This window comes from Roseateles sp. GW835-FHT13E02, assembly GCF_058794035.1.
Genome location: NZ_JBXAGJ010000006.1, coordinates 72,130 through 85,839 on the forward strand (window position 1 = coordinate 72,130; position 13,710 = coordinate 85,839).

The 13,710-nt window shown below is 63.9% G+C and carries 12 protein-coding genes; 4 read left to right on the plus strand and 8 right to left on the minus strand.

Translation table 11 applies throughout. From position 1 onward, the window contains the following. Positions 1 to 49: 49 nt before the first annotated feature. Positions 50 to 457 carry a hypothetical protein gene (locus tag AC1Q6P_RS07700; protein ID WP_492703126.1) on the minus strand — a complete coding sequence of 136 codons (408 nt, stop codon included), beginning with the start codon at positions 455 to 457 and terminating at the stop codon, positions 50 to 52. 263 nt (positions 458 to 720) lie between these two features. Continuing rightward, positions 721 to 1,338 carry a DUF1134 domain-containing protein gene (locus tag AC1Q6P_RS07705; protein WP_223696833.1) on the minus strand — a complete coding sequence of 206 codons (618 nt, stop codon included), beginning with the start codon at positions 1,336 to 1,338 and terminating at the stop codon, positions 721 to 723. 161 nt (positions 1,339 to 1,499) lie between these two features. Here AC1Q6P_RS07705 and AC1Q6P_RS07710 point away from each other — a divergent pair, with 161 nt between their 5' ends. Beyond that, positions 1,500 to 1,946 carry a hypothetical protein gene (locus AC1Q6P_RS07710; RefSeq protein ID WP_102769943.1) on the plus strand — a complete coding sequence of 149 codons (447 nt, stop codon included), beginning with the start codon at positions 1,500 to 1,502 and terminating at the stop codon, positions 1,944 to 1,946. A 128-nt stretch (positions 1,947 to 2,074) separates the two neighbouring features. Beyond that, positions 2,075 to 2,458 (plus strand): PilZ domain-containing protein, encoded by a 384-nt coding sequence (locus tag AC1Q6P_RS07715; RefSeq protein ID WP_223696834.1) that lies wholly within the window; start codon positions 2,075 to 2,077, stop codon positions 2,456 to 2,458. 24 nt (positions 2,459 to 2,482) lie between these two features. On the opposite strand, the gene AC1Q6P_RS07720 is transcribed toward AC1Q6P_RS07715, so the two are convergent. Together AC1Q6P_RS07720 and AC1Q6P_RS07725 are read right to left on the minus strand one after the other, a co-directional pair. Beyond that, positions 2,483 to 3,337, minus strand: coding sequence for an alpha/beta fold hydrolase (locus AC1Q6P_RS07720; protein ID WP_492663195.1), 855 nt, complete (start codon positions 3,335 to 3,337; stop codon positions 2,483 to 2,485). Between the two features lie 58 nt (positions 3,338 to 3,395). Further along, positions 3,396 to 4,613 (minus strand): serine hydrolase domain-containing protein, encoded by a 1,218-nt coding sequence (locus AC1Q6P_RS07725; RefSeq protein WP_492663194.1) that lies wholly within the window; start codon positions 4,611 to 4,613, stop codon positions 3,396 to 3,398. A gap of 369 nt (positions 4,614 to 4,982) precedes the next feature. On the opposite strand from AC1Q6P_RS07725, the gene AC1Q6P_RS07730 reads away from it, so the two are divergent. Both AC1Q6P_RS07730 and AC1Q6P_RS07735 read left to right on the plus strand, forming a co-directional pair. Continuing rightward, a complete protein-coding gene (locus AC1Q6P_RS07730; protein ID WP_058720877.1) occupies positions 4,983 to 5,189 on the plus strand; it encodes a cold-shock protein in 207 nt (68 codons plus the stop codon). A gap of 468 nt (positions 5,190 to 5,657) precedes the next feature. Continuing rightward, entirely contained in the window at positions 5,658 to 5,876 is a 219-nt protein-coding gene (locus AC1Q6P_RS07735) for a hypothetical protein (protein WP_102769940.1), read from the plus strand. A gap of 51 nt (positions 5,877 to 5,927) precedes the next feature. Here the strand turns inward: AC1Q6P_RS07735 and AC1Q6P_RS07740 are convergent, their stop codons facing one another. The 4 genes from AC1Q6P_RS07740 to AC1Q6P_RS07755 all read right to left on the minus strand — a co-directional run bounded on the left by AC1Q6P_RS07740 (position 5,928) and on the right by AC1Q6P_RS07755 (position 13,611). After that, positions 5,928 to 7,775 (minus strand): glycoside hydrolase family 35 protein, encoded by a 1,848-nt coding sequence (locus AC1Q6P_RS07740; RefSeq protein ID WP_492663193.1) that lies wholly within the window; start codon positions 7,773 to 7,775, stop codon positions 5,928 to 5,930. A gap of 8 nt (positions 7,776 to 7,783) precedes the next feature. Then, entirely contained in the window at positions 7,784 to 9,148 is a 1,365-nt protein-coding gene (locus AC1Q6P_RS07745; RefSeq protein WP_102770405.1) for a Gfo/Idh/MocA family protein, read from the minus strand. Positions 9,149 to 9,250: 102 nt separating this feature from the next. Next, positions 9,251 to 10,564, minus strand: coding sequence for a DUF3472 domain-containing protein (locus tag AC1Q6P_RS07750; RefSeq protein ID WP_492663192.1), 1,314 nt, complete (start codon positions 10,562 to 10,564; stop codon positions 9,251 to 9,253). A gap of 89 nt (positions 10,565 to 10,653) precedes the next feature. Beyond that, a complete protein-coding gene (locus AC1Q6P_RS07755; RefSeq protein ID WP_492663191.1) occupies positions 10,654 to 13,611 on the minus strand; it encodes a TonB-dependent receptor plug domain-containing protein in 2,958 nt (985 codons plus the stop codon). Between the last annotated feature and the right edge of the window lie 99 nt (positions 13,612 to 13,710).

Here is a 13,710-nt window from a genome sequence, read left to right on the forward strand (position 1 = left end):
TCAGGCCTGAGTTTCAAGCGAGCAGGCGCAAGCTCCGGCGCCCACCTTTTCAGCGCCCTGAACCGTGAGCAGCCAGCACATGGGCCGGCAAGGCGGCGTGAGGCTGGGCAGTTCGGGCATTGAAGCTCACCAGCAACTTGTAAGCGCCACCTTGAGCCACGCCAGGCACACAGTTGATGAAATTCATGGCACGTCGAACCGCTTGGCGGTACTTGAGCCCTCCGCCCTGCACATGCAGGTCGATCGGTTCCGCGCCTTCCAGTTTGAAAGCCACGGTCACCACCGATTCACGACCCTCTTGCTCAGCCACCCAGCTGAGCTGATCATCCAAGACTTGCGCAAAGCCGGGGCAGGCATCCCCCAGGGGCGGCAAGCTCAAATCACCGGCAGCCGGGCCGATGACAGCCACGCGCTGCAACTGTGATTGAGCATGCGCAATACCCAAATTCAGACTCAAGGTCACCGCGGCTATGAGCGCTGCCGAAAGAGATGTGGACTTCTTCATGAGGACTCCGTTCTGAGGTCAGAGGTGTCACAAGCCCTTGAGGCCGGCACAGGCCCGAACTCGTGATCTGGGAGTCAGCGTAGAAGTCGCGTCAGCAGCCGCCAAGCGCTGTGGGACGACGGCCAGGAAAACAAGGATCAAAACCCCAAAACCCGGCATGAAAATGGTTCGGCACCTCGCCTGGATCTGCAAACCGCCAGGGCATGGACCGGAACTCAGAAGGGATTGATGCTCTTCTCGCGCCGGTAATGGACATAGCCAACGCTGGCGCCGGCCCGCATGCCCACGCCAAGACGGATGGGCGCCAAGGTGATGCCCTTCAAGCGCTGGTAGTTGATGCCGGCGCCGCCCACGTAGTACAGACTGCCATCCACACCTGGAAAGCGCTGGTAGATGGCCGAGGCCTTGGGCAGGTGGTAGACCAGGGTGAATACCTTGGAGGCATTCGCGCCGGCGTCGAAGCCGATCGAAGGCCCGGCCCAGAACACCGGGGCACTGGCGCCTGTTTTCATCTGCAAACGTCCCTCACCGTAGCGAAGACCAATGCTGAGCGCGGCACTGACTTCCTCGCCCTTGACGTATGCGTTGGGCCGGCCCTGCTCCTTGAAGGCCTTTTCGATCACGCGGGCCAGACCTTCGGTGGTGCTGCCGAAGAAATCGGTCGCAGCCTTGAGAATCGAATCCTCGTCGTAGCTGTTGGATTCATCCTCGGTCGCCGGTGCCGCGAGTGCGTTGTGCGCAGCCAGCGTGCTCAGCGAGGCGGCGGCTCCAAGCAAGCCGCCCAAGCGGCGCAATTGCGAGCGCCGATCCGGGTCCATCATGTGTTCGCCCATGGGGCACCTCCTTGCAAGTTCAAACCCATCTGCAGCAGGATTGATCAGCACACACGTGCGCTGCGTGAAGGCCTGCACGTGAAACTGTCTTCGTAGCCACTCGCACGCAGCCTACACTGTGCGGCGCTGAAACAGCCTGCGCTGCTGCATCTTCTTACACCATGAGTTCGAACCCCGACCTGCCCAAGCTGGCGCTGGCCCTGGAATACGCCGACCTGGCCGCCGCCCTCTATCTGGCAGGGGGCAGCGACCATGCGGCGCGCCTGTTGGCAGCCGCTGCGGAGGAAGTGCTGGGCGATCTGGCCAAATTGCTGGGGCCCCATGCCCACAGCGACGAGGTGCAGACCTTGCTGGCGCGCATCGCCCTGCGCTACCGGGCACCGGTGATCGAGCCACGCAGCCATATGCAAAGCCGCCAGTCCGAGGGCCGGGCGCTGGATCACGCGGAGCCGCGTGGCCTGCCGATGGGTGAAGCTCGGCAATCCACTGCTGCCTATTTGCGCGCAGCCTGGTACACGCTGGAATCCATGGGCTTGGAATCGGTGGTGCCTGCGCGCCTGCGCAAGGCTGTGGAGCTCAGCACCATCTGCGAACCCTGGAGCGGCTGAGGGCCTCTGCACGCCTCAAGTGCAGCATCGCCCCGAGAGAATCAGGCGGCTGTTTCGAGGCCTTTTTCCATGCGCCTGCGGGCTGCCCCCTCTGCTAGCATCCATTGAGCGCCTCGAGCGCCCACGCTTTGCGACTTTGGGAGACTGCCATCAACACCGAACGCCGCCAGTTCGCCCGCGTCGCTTTCGACGTCAAAGCCGAACTCATCACCACGCAGACCGCCCTGCAAGCTCAGGTGCTGGACCTCTCCCTCAAAGGTGCGCTGCTGCTCTTGCCATCAGGAAGCGGCGCGAATGTGGGCACGCCCTGCCTGCTCAAGATCACCTTGGCCGACGGCGAAACCACCATCTCCATGGCCGGCGAGTTGGCCCATATGCATGACGACCGCGCCGGCATGCTCTGCCGCAGCATCGATATTGAGAGCATCACCCATCTGCGCCGCCTGATCGAGATGAACCTCGGCGACGCGAGTTTGGTGGAACGGGAACTGGCCGCGCTGTTCAGCGCCTGATCGAACGGGGGCATCGGCCCCAAGTCACAGTGGCTGCGTAATGAATCGACGCAAGACAGCATAGGCTGCGTCCGGGTCGTCACGCCAGGCACCATGACCGACGCCAGCAAAAGTCACCAGCTCACCCAAGCCCGCAGGCACAGCGCCAGCAATCTCCTGCGCATCTTCGGGCGGACACACAGGATCCTGATCACCGCACATCACCAGCACCGGGCATTGCGCCGAGGCCAGGCCGGGCAGCAGTTGCATCTGCTGCTTTTCACCCGCCACGAAGTGCAAAAGAATCTCGGGCTTGATCAGGGTTCTCGCGCCGGCGTCAGGGTCCAGCGGCGGACGGGTGTTGTAGAGGCTGCGCACACCATCCCAGTAGGCATGCCAGGTCTGCATCGAAGGCCGAAGCCAGAAGTCCTCGGCCAAGGCCCTCGCGTGTGCGCCACCGCGGCGCTCAAACGCCGCCAGCTTGCGCTCCAGCCCCATGTGATGCGAAGTGCTGGACAAGATGACCTTGCCGGCATGTGCTGGGTGGCGAGCCAGATAACGTTGTGCCACAAAGCCGCCAAAGCTCTGCCCCAGCACGATGGGCTTGACCAAACCCAGCGCGTCACAAAGCCGCACCACATCGTCGGCCCAGGTATCCAGGTTCCACTCCTCGGGCGGGCGCGGGTCGCTGCGACCATGGCCACGGTGGTCATAGAAGATCACTTGAGCCACATCGGCCAAGGCAGCAAAGCCAGGCTTGAAAGCCGCGTGGTCAAAGCCCGGGCCACCGTGCATGCAGATCAGCGTAGGCAGCTCGCGCATGCGCGGCCCATCAGGCAGGAGGCCAGGGCCTTGCACGTCGACAAACAGCCGAACTCCGGCTTCGATTTCAATTCGCATGATGAGACTTCACTCCTGGCGCGCATCCTAGCCGCAGGCCGACACAGCGAACCTCGGTTTACCAACTGCCACCGTAATGGGCGACCAGGCCGCGCCAGAAGGCATCCGCCTCGCGCCCCAGGCTGGTGTCTCCCGCGCGTGGCTTGGCGTTGGCACTGGTTTGAACCATCACCAACTTGAGCGCCGGATCGACAAAAATCATCTGCCCATACACGCCCAGCAAGGCGAAGCGTCGTGCCCGCCCGGGGAAGGTCCAGAACTGATAGCCATAACCGAAGTACGGCGTGGCCTGGCCCGGCGCGAACTGGGGTGGATGGCGGCTGGCATCGGTGGCCTCCTGCACATACTCGCGTGGCAGCACCTGCTGGCCGGTATCCGGGCGCAGGCCGTCATGGGCCAAAAGCCAGCCCAGACGGCCGTAGTCGCGCAGCGTGGCGTTGAAGTTGCCGCTGCCAATCTCGACACCCTGGCGGTCGGTGCGCCACAAGGCGGAGCTCTCAGCGCCCATGGGCTGCCAGAGTCGACGCTGCAGATAATCACTCAGGCTGCTTCCGGTGGCCGCACGCAGGACCAGAGTCAGGACGATGGTGTCGGCGCTGGCATAGTTGAAACGCTGGCCGGGCTCAGCCGCGCGCTCACTGATCTGCTGCGCCGCGAGCTCCAGTCCTTCGCGGGCCGCCACGCGCCCAAAGTACTCCAGATCATCGCTGCCGTCATAGCGCTCACTGAAACGAGCGCCCGAGGCCATGCGCAAGAGATCCCTCAAACTCACACGTCCGAATTGGCTGTGCGCCAGACTGCTGACGTACCGCTCGGCTGGATCTTCGATCGATTTGATACTGCCATCTTGCAAAGCCAGGCCAATCGCAAGAGACACCAAGGACTTGGCCACGGAGTTCGAGAGAAATCGGTCCTGCGCACTGCGGCGGTACTGATAACGCTCAATCTGAACAGCACCGTCCTTGATCACCAAGAGCCCCATGACGCGTTGGCGTGCCAGATAGTCATCGACACTGAGATTGCGCAGCGCATCGACATGCCAACGGATCGCCGGCTCACGTGCGCTTCGCATCAGCGGCATCACCTGGGAGCTGGGAGCCAGCTCATGCACGCTGCCATTCATCAACCCAGGGATCTCGGCCTGATGGGTGAACGAGCCCACACGCACCAGCTCGGAGGTGAACCAGTTGCTGGCCTGCCCCACCGGGTAGCCCAGGCTGCGGCCCAAGCGCTCCTCGTCCGGCGCAGCCGACACGGCCGTGGCCAGACCTACCATCGCAAGGGCAGGAAAGAGACTAAGCAAGCGACACTTGCCAAATGAGAAAAAGACAGCAGTTTTCATGGAGCCGCGCAGCTTGCCAGTTACGCATACGCAGAACAAGCGGGATATGGCCTCGGTAGAAAAAGCGCGGGGCGGGACAGACAAACTGTGCTACATTAGCTGCATAGATACGCACAAGACCGTTTCTTCAAGGTCTTCAATCTGCAGCCCCGCCGTACGTTCGCTTCATTCGTCGCGCCAGGCTCGCTTCAGTTTCAACTCCCCGTTTGACTGTTCTTGAGTGTTTCTGTCTCCGCAGGCTTTGCGTTGTCGCGAGCCACGGAGTATTTTTAATTTGTTCAAAAGGAACACATCATGACAACACTGCAAACCGGCACCGTGAAATGGTTCGACGACGGCAAGGGCTTCGGCTTCATCACGCCTGAAGACGGCTCCAAGGACCTGTTCGCCCACCACAGCGAAATCCGCAACAACGGCGGCTTCCGCACCCTGGCCGAAAACCAAAAGGTTGAATTCGAAGTCAAGCAAGGCCCCAAGGGTCTGCAAGCTTCGAACATCCGCGCTCTGTAATTGAGCCCGGCGAGTGGTGCCCTCGGGCGCCGCTCACCTGATGGGTTGGCGTGCAAGCGTCAACCCATTGTTTTTTGCGACACCAGGGCTTCTGACCCGACTCGCAAAAGACGCAACACCAAGAAGTAGAAAAACAAACGAAGAAGACAAGTCTGGCCAGCAGCGCGCTTTGCTGCTCATTCAGTCAAAGCGCAAGCACTGAACCCGACAAGCCCTGCCGATGATGGCAGGCTGAGGCGGCCTCGCCATGGCCGAGCACCTCAAGCCAAGCCGGGCATCCCAAGCCCAGCCCTGAGATCGATGGAGACCTTGAGGACTCTCGATCCACTGCATGCCCCAACATGCCGTAGCAAGCTCCCCTCCCCTGTTTCGAACGCTTTTCCGTACTCCTTGGTCTGAGTTCTTCTTTCTCATTCCGAAACTGGCGGCACGGGCCCCAAGCCCGCCGCACCGCAAGAAAAAAACAATATGCAAAACAAGCACAGCATCGAAGTCGGCAAGTACCTGGTGTCACCCATGATCAAGCCGCAATCGGATGGCAGCTTTGCCGCCTCCGTCTCCATCCGCTCGGGCCAAGGCATGGCCAGCCACGACCGCGTGATGCGATTCACCCCCAGCTTCCACAGCCCGCGCGCCGCCATCCGCTACGCCACGGCCGAAGGCCTGGCCTGGATTCAGGCCCACTGAAACCCGCCGACCTTGGAAGGCTGCACGACGCAGAACGCTCGTGCTTGCGCTTCAGGGATTCATCGCCTCCCACCCACTGACCGACCCACCCGCGGTCGAGCGCAGGTCCAGCACGATCAGCTCGTTGCGCCCCTGCCGCAGCCAGGGTGCGGGCAGGTAGAGCCGCTGCTGCGGGCCGATGGCCCAGTAGCGGCCGAGGTTGTGGCCGTTGACCCAGACCATGCCTTTGCCGAACTGGGACAAGTCCAGAAAGGTGTCGGCCGGCCTGCCAGCGATCTCGAAACTGGCCTTGAAGAAACGACCCGGTCGCGGGTCCAGCGCCGCCGCAGACGCCGCGGGCGGCAACCCCTGCACCCAGCGCTCGCGCAGAGGCAGCGGGTGGTGGTCCCAGCCCAGCAAGGTCATGCCGTTGAGGCTTACCCGTTCGGTGATGCCTTTGCGGTCGACCAGCAGCGGGCCGAAGTTGATGCGGCCCATGGCCTCGACCAGGATCTCCAGCAGCGGCTCGGCCGCCTCGCTGGCGGGCAGCTCCAGGCTGTTCTCACCCAGGCGGCGGTCGAGGTGGCCGATCAAGCGGCCATCCAGATACACACTGGCCAGGTCATGCAAACCATGCAGGACCAGCTTGCCGCTGCGCGCGCCGACCAGGCGGGTGCGGTAGAGCATCAAGCCCTGCTCATGGCTCAGGGCTTCGAAGGTCTTGGGATGCGAGCTGCGCCGTGCTGGGGGCAGGTGTTGCCAGAGCGAGGCATGCGGCTCCAGTTGCAGGGCCGGCAGGCTCATCACCGGGATCGGTGCAGGCAATTCGGGCAAAGGGCTGCGATCCTGGCGCAGGGCCGCGATGCGCTCGCGCAGCTGGAAGTACTTGGCGCGCGGCCGCCCCTGCTCGTCGATCGGCGCGTCGTAGTCGTAGCTGGTGACATCGGGCTCATAGCCCTTGCCGCCTGAGTTGGCGCCGGCGGTGAAGCCGAAATTGCTGCCACCGTGGGCGACGTAGAAGCTGAAGGACTTGCCCGCGCGCAGCAGGAAATCCACCTCCTTCAACAAAGGCTCGAGCTCGGGCCGCGCCCAGGCCTCGCCCCAGTGAGTCAGCCAGCCGGGATAGGTTTCGCTGCTGAACACCGGCACGCCGGGGTTGATGCGCTGAGCCAGCTCGAAGTGAGCCGGCTCGCTGCCCGAATCCAGGCCCACGGCCACGCCGGGCAGGCTGCCGGCGTCCAGCATCTGGGCGGTCGGGCCGTCGGCGGTATAGAACGGAATCTGCCAGCCCTCGGCGCGCCACAGCGCGGCCAAGCGTTTGAGATAGCCGCGGTCATTGGCGTAGCTGCCGTATTCGTTCTCGATCTGCAGCATGGCGATCGGCCCGCCGCGCTGGATCTGCAGCGGCGCCAACGCCCGGGAGACAGCGCGCACATAACGCGTCACCGCCTGCAGATAGCGCGGGTCCTGGCCACGCAGGCCGATGTCCGCATGGGCCAGCAGATAGGGCGGCAATCCGCCCAGATCCCATTCACCACAGACGTAAGGCCCGGGACGCAGCAGCACCAGCAAACCCTCGGCCTGGGCCAGGCGGGCGAAACGCGCGATGTCGCGGCTGCCGGTCTTGAAATCAAAGCGGCCCGGCCGCGCCTCGTGCTGATTCCAGAACAAATAGATCGGCACCGCATTGCAGCCCATGGCGCGCGCCATGCGCAGGCGGTGCTGCCAGTACTCGGGCGGGATGCGCGCGGGGTGCATCTCGCAGCCGATCAGCTGGGTGGGCTGGCCATTCAGCAGGAACTCGTCCCGGCCCAGCTCGAAGCGCGCGGGCGCGCTCCAGGCTGGGGAAGAAATCGAGCCTGCCAGGGCCAGCGCCAGCAGGCCGGCGATCCAGGATCTGCGGCGCGGGTGGCTGCTCATGCGGCGGCTCAGTACTTGTCGTCGAAGGCGAAGATGGGCTTGCGCGTCTTCCACAGGCCTTCGGTGAAGTCCGGAAAGGCCAGGGTCTTGAAGCCCTCGGCGATGGACTGCTCGGACAGCGGCGTGATCGCGCTCCAGGCGACGGCGTCGTAGATGTCAATGGGCATGGGCGCATTGGCCTTGAGCGCTTCGACAAAGGCGTGAACGACAAAGAAGTCCATGCCGCCATGGCCAGCGCCTTCGGCCTTGGCCGCGTACTTCTTCCACAGCGGGTGATCGAACTTGTCCTGGTAGGCCTTGAAGTCCTCCCACTGGTGGGGCTTGCTGATGCCTTCGATGTGGATGGAATGGTTCAGGTCCATCCACAGGCCATCGGTGCCCTGCACGCGGAAGCCCAGCGAGTAAGGGCGCGGCAGCGAGGTGTCGTGCTGCAGGATGATGGTCTCGCCGTTCTCGCAGGCCAGGGTGGTGGTGACCACATCGCCGAGCTTGAACTTCACCTTGGCGCTGGGGTGGTCCTTGGCACCCATCTTCTTGCTGATGTAGTCGTTCAAGCCCCGGGCCTTGCTGGCAAAGGCATTGATGTGGGTGAAGCGGTTGCCGCGGTGGATGTTGGCATACATGGCGCAGGGGCCGATGCCGTGGCTGGGGTAGAGCTCGCCATTGCGCTGCACCGAATGCTCGGTGCGCCAGCGCGCCTCGCTCCAGCCCTTGGCGCCGAACTCCACGCCGCTGCCGTAAGGCTTGTTCGGATCGCCGTTGTTGAACTTGACCGCGCGCAGATCATGCTGGTAGCCGCCCTGCAGATGCACCAGCTCACCGAACAGGCCGGCACGCACCATCTGCAGCACGGCCATCACATCGCGGCGGTAGCAGACGTTTTCCAGCAGCATGTAGGGCGTGCCAGTGCGCTGCTGCGTGCGCAGCACGTCCCAATGGTCTTGCAGGGTGATGCCGGCCACCACCTCGCAGCCGACCGGCACCTTGGCATTCATCGCATCGATGGCCATGGAGGCATGCAGCTCCCAGGGCGTGGCGATGATGACGCCGTCCAAGCCTTTTTGCTCCAGCAGCTTGCGGTAGGCAAGCTTGTCGCCGCTCTCGCCGTAGGTCTGCGGCTTGGCTTTCTTGAAGCGCTCCACCATGGCCAGCGCACGGCCCAGCATGATGGGCTCGATGTCACACAGGGCCACCACCTCGACATCGTCGCGGCGCAGCAGCTCGGTCAGCAAGACCTGGCCCCGCATGCCGGTGCCGATCAGGCCCAGGCGCAGGCGTTCCCGGCCGGCGGCGCGGGCGGTGGGCATCAGGGTGCTCAGGCTGGCGGCGCCCAGGGCGGCGGAACTGGAGGAAAGAAAGTGGCGGCGTTGCATGGTGCGTGCGTGCATGAGGAAAAGAAAAAGGGAGGAATGTCGGTGGGCGCGGTCAGCCGAAGGCACCGGCGCATTGTGGCGCCAGCCTGCCTCGGCGGGCCTTCATTCGGGCAAGGCGCTCAGGTCCACCGTGGGCTTCTTGCCGCCCAGCGGGCGGGTGAAGGATTGATTGGCGGGCACGGTGGCGTTGAAGAAGCCGCCGTTGCGCAGGTAGAACTGGCCGCTGGCATCGACACCCCCGGCAAAGTCCAGGCGCTGGCGGTTGCCGCCGGTCGGGTCCACCGTGAACCAGCCCTTGTTCAGCTCGGTCCAGGCGCCGCTCTTGTTGACGGCCCATTGCTGGCCCATCAGCATCTTGCGGCCAGCGAAGCCGTTGGTGTCGATGAAGTTCTCGCAGAAGGAATGGGCGCCGGTCAGCCAGGTGTTGGTGGCCGGGCGCTTCCAGGTGGCGATGAAACGCCACTGGCCCTGCTCCACCGCGTAGAACCAGGACGAGTACAAAGTGTTGCCCTGGCCGTCCGGACGCACACGGGTGATGAAGGGATAGGTGGTGCCGGCCTTCCAGGGGTAGACCAGATAGCTTTGGCCGCCCGTGCCCTCACCGCCGAACTCATTGCTGACGACCTCGGGGCCCTTCTTCACCAAGGTGGTCTTGCCGCTGTCGGCATCCCAGACGGAGAACAGCACCCAGCGCTCCTCTTCCTTGACCTGGATGCCGAAGTAGCCTTCGCCAAAGCCATTGGCCATGAAGTAGGAGCCCACGGCATCCTCGCCGACGGGAATGGTCAGCTCGTTGTAGAGGTACTCGGTGTGGGCCGGCGTGCTGTAGCTCATGTGCACCGAGGGCCCACGGCGCGACCAGTAATAGCCCCAGTCGGCATCGAGGTTGGCATAGACCAGGCCGGCCGCTGCCGTGCCGCTGAGCTCGATGGCCTGAAGCTGCGCAAACTCAGGCCCGGTGCGGCTGATGCCCTGCACGTCGATCTTCACGTAGCCGGCCTGCGGCACATCGATGGTGGCCAGGGTGTTGAAGGGGCCGGCCGTCGGCGTCAGGCGCAGATTGAATGACTTGCCCAGGGCCGAGACCCGCACCTGGCTGACGCTGCCCGCCGGCACCGTGCCCTTGAGGCTGATCTTGAACTTGCCGGGCTGGGCCACACGAACCCAGCTGCTGATGACGGTGCGGGCATCGCGCCAATCCATCAGCCCCTCGTTGTAGGAGATCCACTCGGGCGCATCGGGCGCGGCGCTGGTGATGAAGGCGTTTCCGGCTAGGGCCACACGTGTTGGGGCCAGCTTGGCCACGGCGGCCGAGCCCGGGGCGGGCATCAAGGCCGCCGCCTGGGCCATGGCGCTCAGGCCGAGACAGGCGCTCAGCAGCAGCGCACGAGGCAACAGAGATCGAAAGTCTGACATGGCAGTTCTCGCAACAGACGTCCGTGGCACAAGCCGGGCACGTCGAGAAACAGGAAGGCGGGCCGGGGCACTGCCCCGGCCACACCAGATCACCAGAACTTGTAGCTGGCGGACAGGCTCAACATGCGGCCGTAGATGTTGTAGCGGTGGTCATAGCCTTCCCAGCCGTTGGGGTCGTAGTAGGGCTGGCGGTTGAACAGGTTCTTGACGTTCAGGCCCAGGTTCAGGTGCTTGATCGGCGTCCAGTTCAGCGACAGATTGACCGTGGTGTAGGACGGAATGCCGCGGCGGCAATCGTCCGCGGTCAGGGCGCCACCCTTGGTCGCGCAAGCTTCCGGCGTGTAGGTCTCGTCGCCCGGGTAGTCGGCCCACTTGCGGGTGCCGGTGTAGTTGACGAAGACGCTGGTCGTGAAGTCCCGGTACTTCCAGTCAGCATTCAGCGTGGCCGTGACCTTGGGGTTGCTGTGCAGGCCGATGTAGTTGCCCGACCAGCCCTCACCATCGTCGTAGTTGTAGATGGTGCGGTTCATGATGGTGGTCTTGATGCCCAGACCCAGGCGGCCGTAGTCACCCAGGCTGAAGCGGCCCTGAGCGTCCAGGTCAAAGCCATCCACCAGGGTGCGGCCGCGATTCAGGTACTTGTTGACCAGGCCGGCCAGGTTGCCGACCGTGTACTTGGGCACGCCGGCGGCGCAGGCTGCGGCATTGGCCGGGTTGGCGCACATGGCGGCCGCTTCAGCCATCACGGCCTTGTCGGCGTCTGACAGTGGCACGCGCTGGGCATTGGGTGCGCCCTCCAGGCTCGGGCCATACTTCTCGACCGCCTCGCGGAACAAACGGCCGAAGTCCTCACGCACGATCTCGTTGCGGCGGTAGACGAAGAAATAGTCGGCCGAGACATTGAAGTCCTTGTGCGGCTCCAGCACGATCCCCAGGGTGGAGATCTTGGCCTTCTCGGGTTGCAGATTGGGATTGGGCGGGGTCATGCCTCCGACCACGGTGCTGCAGTTGCTGTTGAAGAGCTGGGTGCCGCGCTCGCGCTCGGAAGCCACCGTGGAGCTCTTCAGCAGATTGGCGATTGCATCGGTCTGCTTGCAGCGCAGTTCGTCGCGCACCACGGTCTGGGCATAGACGCCACCGTTGCCGGACTCCGCCAGATTGGGCGCACGGAAGCCTTCCGAATAGGTGCCGCGCAGCAGCAGTTCGGGCATGGCTCGGTACTTCAGGCCCACCTTGGGCGCCAGATTGGCAGCGAAGTTGGGGTATTTGTCCAGACGCACGGCAGCGTCCATCTCCAGGTTCTTGCTCAAGGGCACGATGGCTTCGCTGAACAGCGCCGCCACATTGCGCTCGCCCTTGAACCAGGAGCCGCCCTGCTGGGTGATGTCACCGGCCGCTGCCGCCGGGTTACCCGGGGTGTAGAACTCCTCACGCATCAGCTGGGCACCGAAAGCCGCACGCACGGCGCCCGCGCTGAGCTGGGCAACCTCGCCCTCGACCTTGCCGTCCCAGGTGGCCAGACGGGTCCAGGAATGGATGTCGAAGGTCGGGAAGGCTTCACGCAGCAGGGCCGCATTGGATGCGCTGATCTCGCCGAACTTGTAGGCCGGATTGTCGGCAATATAGGTGCGCTTGGTGACCGGATCGACGGTGTAGGGACCGAAGGCCTTCTCGAAGCCCTTCTTGCTGGTGTTGATGGTCTGGAACAGGGTCGAGTGGCTGCCGGCCAGGCTGAAGGCCGACTCGTAGTCCCATTTGCCGAAGCTGCCGCGCACGCCGCCCAGCACCCGGTAGCTGTTGTCCTCGTTCTTCTGGCCAATGTGGTTCAGATCGTCCAGCAAGTAATACGTCAGGCCCGCGGCGCCGCCCATCTTGGCCTTGAGCTCAGGCGTGAGCTTGTTGTAGACGTTGTTGGGGCCCAGGAAAGGCTGGGTGAAGGTGTTCAGCGTGGTGCCGGTGTCACGCGAGAACCAGTTGCTGCTGGAGCCGCTGTTGAAGAAAGCCGGGCGGTTGATCGAGTGAAGCTGGATGTGGGTGTAGTTGGCCTGGCCGAAGAACTCCATGTCGGGGCTGGCGGCATAGGTGCCGTTCAGGAACAGGGTGGCGCGGTCGGAGGCGCCCACCACGGCCAGCTGGTAAGGCAGGTTGTTGATCGCGCAGCTGGTGTTGCTGCCGGTGGTGACGATGCTGGTGCAGCCCGGCACCGCCATGCTGGAGCGGGTGTTCTTGCTGTCGAACACGAACAAGGTGCCCGGGTTCAGCACGCCCGGCGTGCTGCCGTCGCTGATGCGGAAGTTCTTGATGTAGTTCGGGTTGTCGATGTAGTAGCCGGCCGGGCGCTTGTCCAGCGTGTCCTGGGGTGACACGGTGTCACGCTTGTAGAGATTGACTGAGCCGTAGACATTGAACTTGTCGCGCGCCAGATCGCCAAAGCCGAACATCGCGCTGGCCGAATGCTGACCGTAGGCTTTGATGCGCTGCGAGCTTTCGGTGTTGGCACTCAGCTGCAGGCCGGTGAACTCCTTCTTGGTGATCACATTGATCACGCCCGCCACGGCATCCGAGCCGTAAACAGCCGAGGCGCCGTCGGTCAGGATTTCCATGCGCTCGATGGCGGCCGCTGGAATCGTGTCGATATTGACGAACTGGGTCTGGAAGCCATCCGGCGCACCGTAGAAGGACAGGCGGCGGCCGTTCAGCAGCATCAGCGTGCCCTGCGCACCCAGGCCACGAAGATTGGCCTGAGACGCGCCGTCGGTGCCGGTGAACATGGAGCGGAAGTCCTGCAGCGCCGGCATATTGGCGGGCAGGTTTTCCAGCACCTGCTGCAGGGTCTTGGCGCCCATGTTCTCGATCTGCTTGGCGTCCACCACCTGCACCGGCGAGGCGGTCTCGGCGTTGATGCGCTTGATGCTGGAGCCGGTCACCTCGACGCGGTCGAGCTTCTCGCCCGCTTCTTTGTTGCTCGGGTTCGCGGTTTGGGCTTGGGCCCAGGACGCCAGGCCGGCTGCGGCCAGGACGGCCACCAGTTTTGTCGTTTTTCTCATCGTCTCATCTCCAAGGTTTGGGCACGCCGCAACGCGGCTGGCCTCTTTTCTGCCAACGAACAGGGGTCAGTGAAGGGGGGGTGGGGTCGGTACTGGCTG

What these genes read in the sequence shown, in the direction of transcription:
- AC1Q6P_RS07710 (WP_102769943.1), top strand. Translation starts at nt 1,500, where the DNA reads ATGAGTTCGAACCCCGACCTGCCCAAGCTGGCGCTGGCCCTGGAATAC.
- AC1Q6P_RS07725 (WP_492663194.1), bottom strand. Translation starts at nt 4,613, where the DNA reads ATGGTAGGTCTGGCCACGGCCGTGTCGGCTGCGCCGGACGAGGAGCGC.
- AC1Q6P_RS07705 (WP_223696833.1), bottom strand. Translation starts at nt 1,338, where the DNA reads ATGGGCGAACACATGATGGACCCGGATCGGCGCTCGCAATTGCGCCGC.
- AC1Q6P_RS07735 (WP_102769940.1), top strand. Translation starts at nt 5,658, where the DNA reads ATGCAAAACAAGCACAGCATCGAAGTCGGCAAGTACCTGGTGTCACCC.
- AC1Q6P_RS07740 (WP_492663193.1), bottom strand. Translation starts at nt 7,775, where the DNA reads ATGAGCAGCCACCCGCGCCGCAGATCCTGGATCGCCGGCCTGCTGGCG.
- AC1Q6P_RS07755 (WP_492663191.1), bottom strand. Translation starts at nt 13,611, where the DNA reads ATGAGAAAAACGACAAAACTGGTGGCCGTCCTGGCCGCAGCCGGCCTG.
- AC1Q6P_RS07720 (WP_492663195.1), bottom strand. Translation starts at nt 3,337, where the DNA reads ATGCGAATTGAAATCGAAGCCGGAGTTCGGCTGTTTGTCGACGTGCAA.
- AC1Q6P_RS07745 (WP_102770405.1), bottom strand. Translation starts at nt 9,148, where the DNA reads ATGCAACGCCGCCACTTTCTTTCCTCCAGTTCCGCCGCCCTGGGCGCC.
- AC1Q6P_RS07750 (WP_492663192.1), bottom strand. Translation starts at nt 10,564, where the DNA reads ATGTCAGACTTTCGATCTCTGTTGCCTCGTGCGCTGCTGCTGAGCGCC.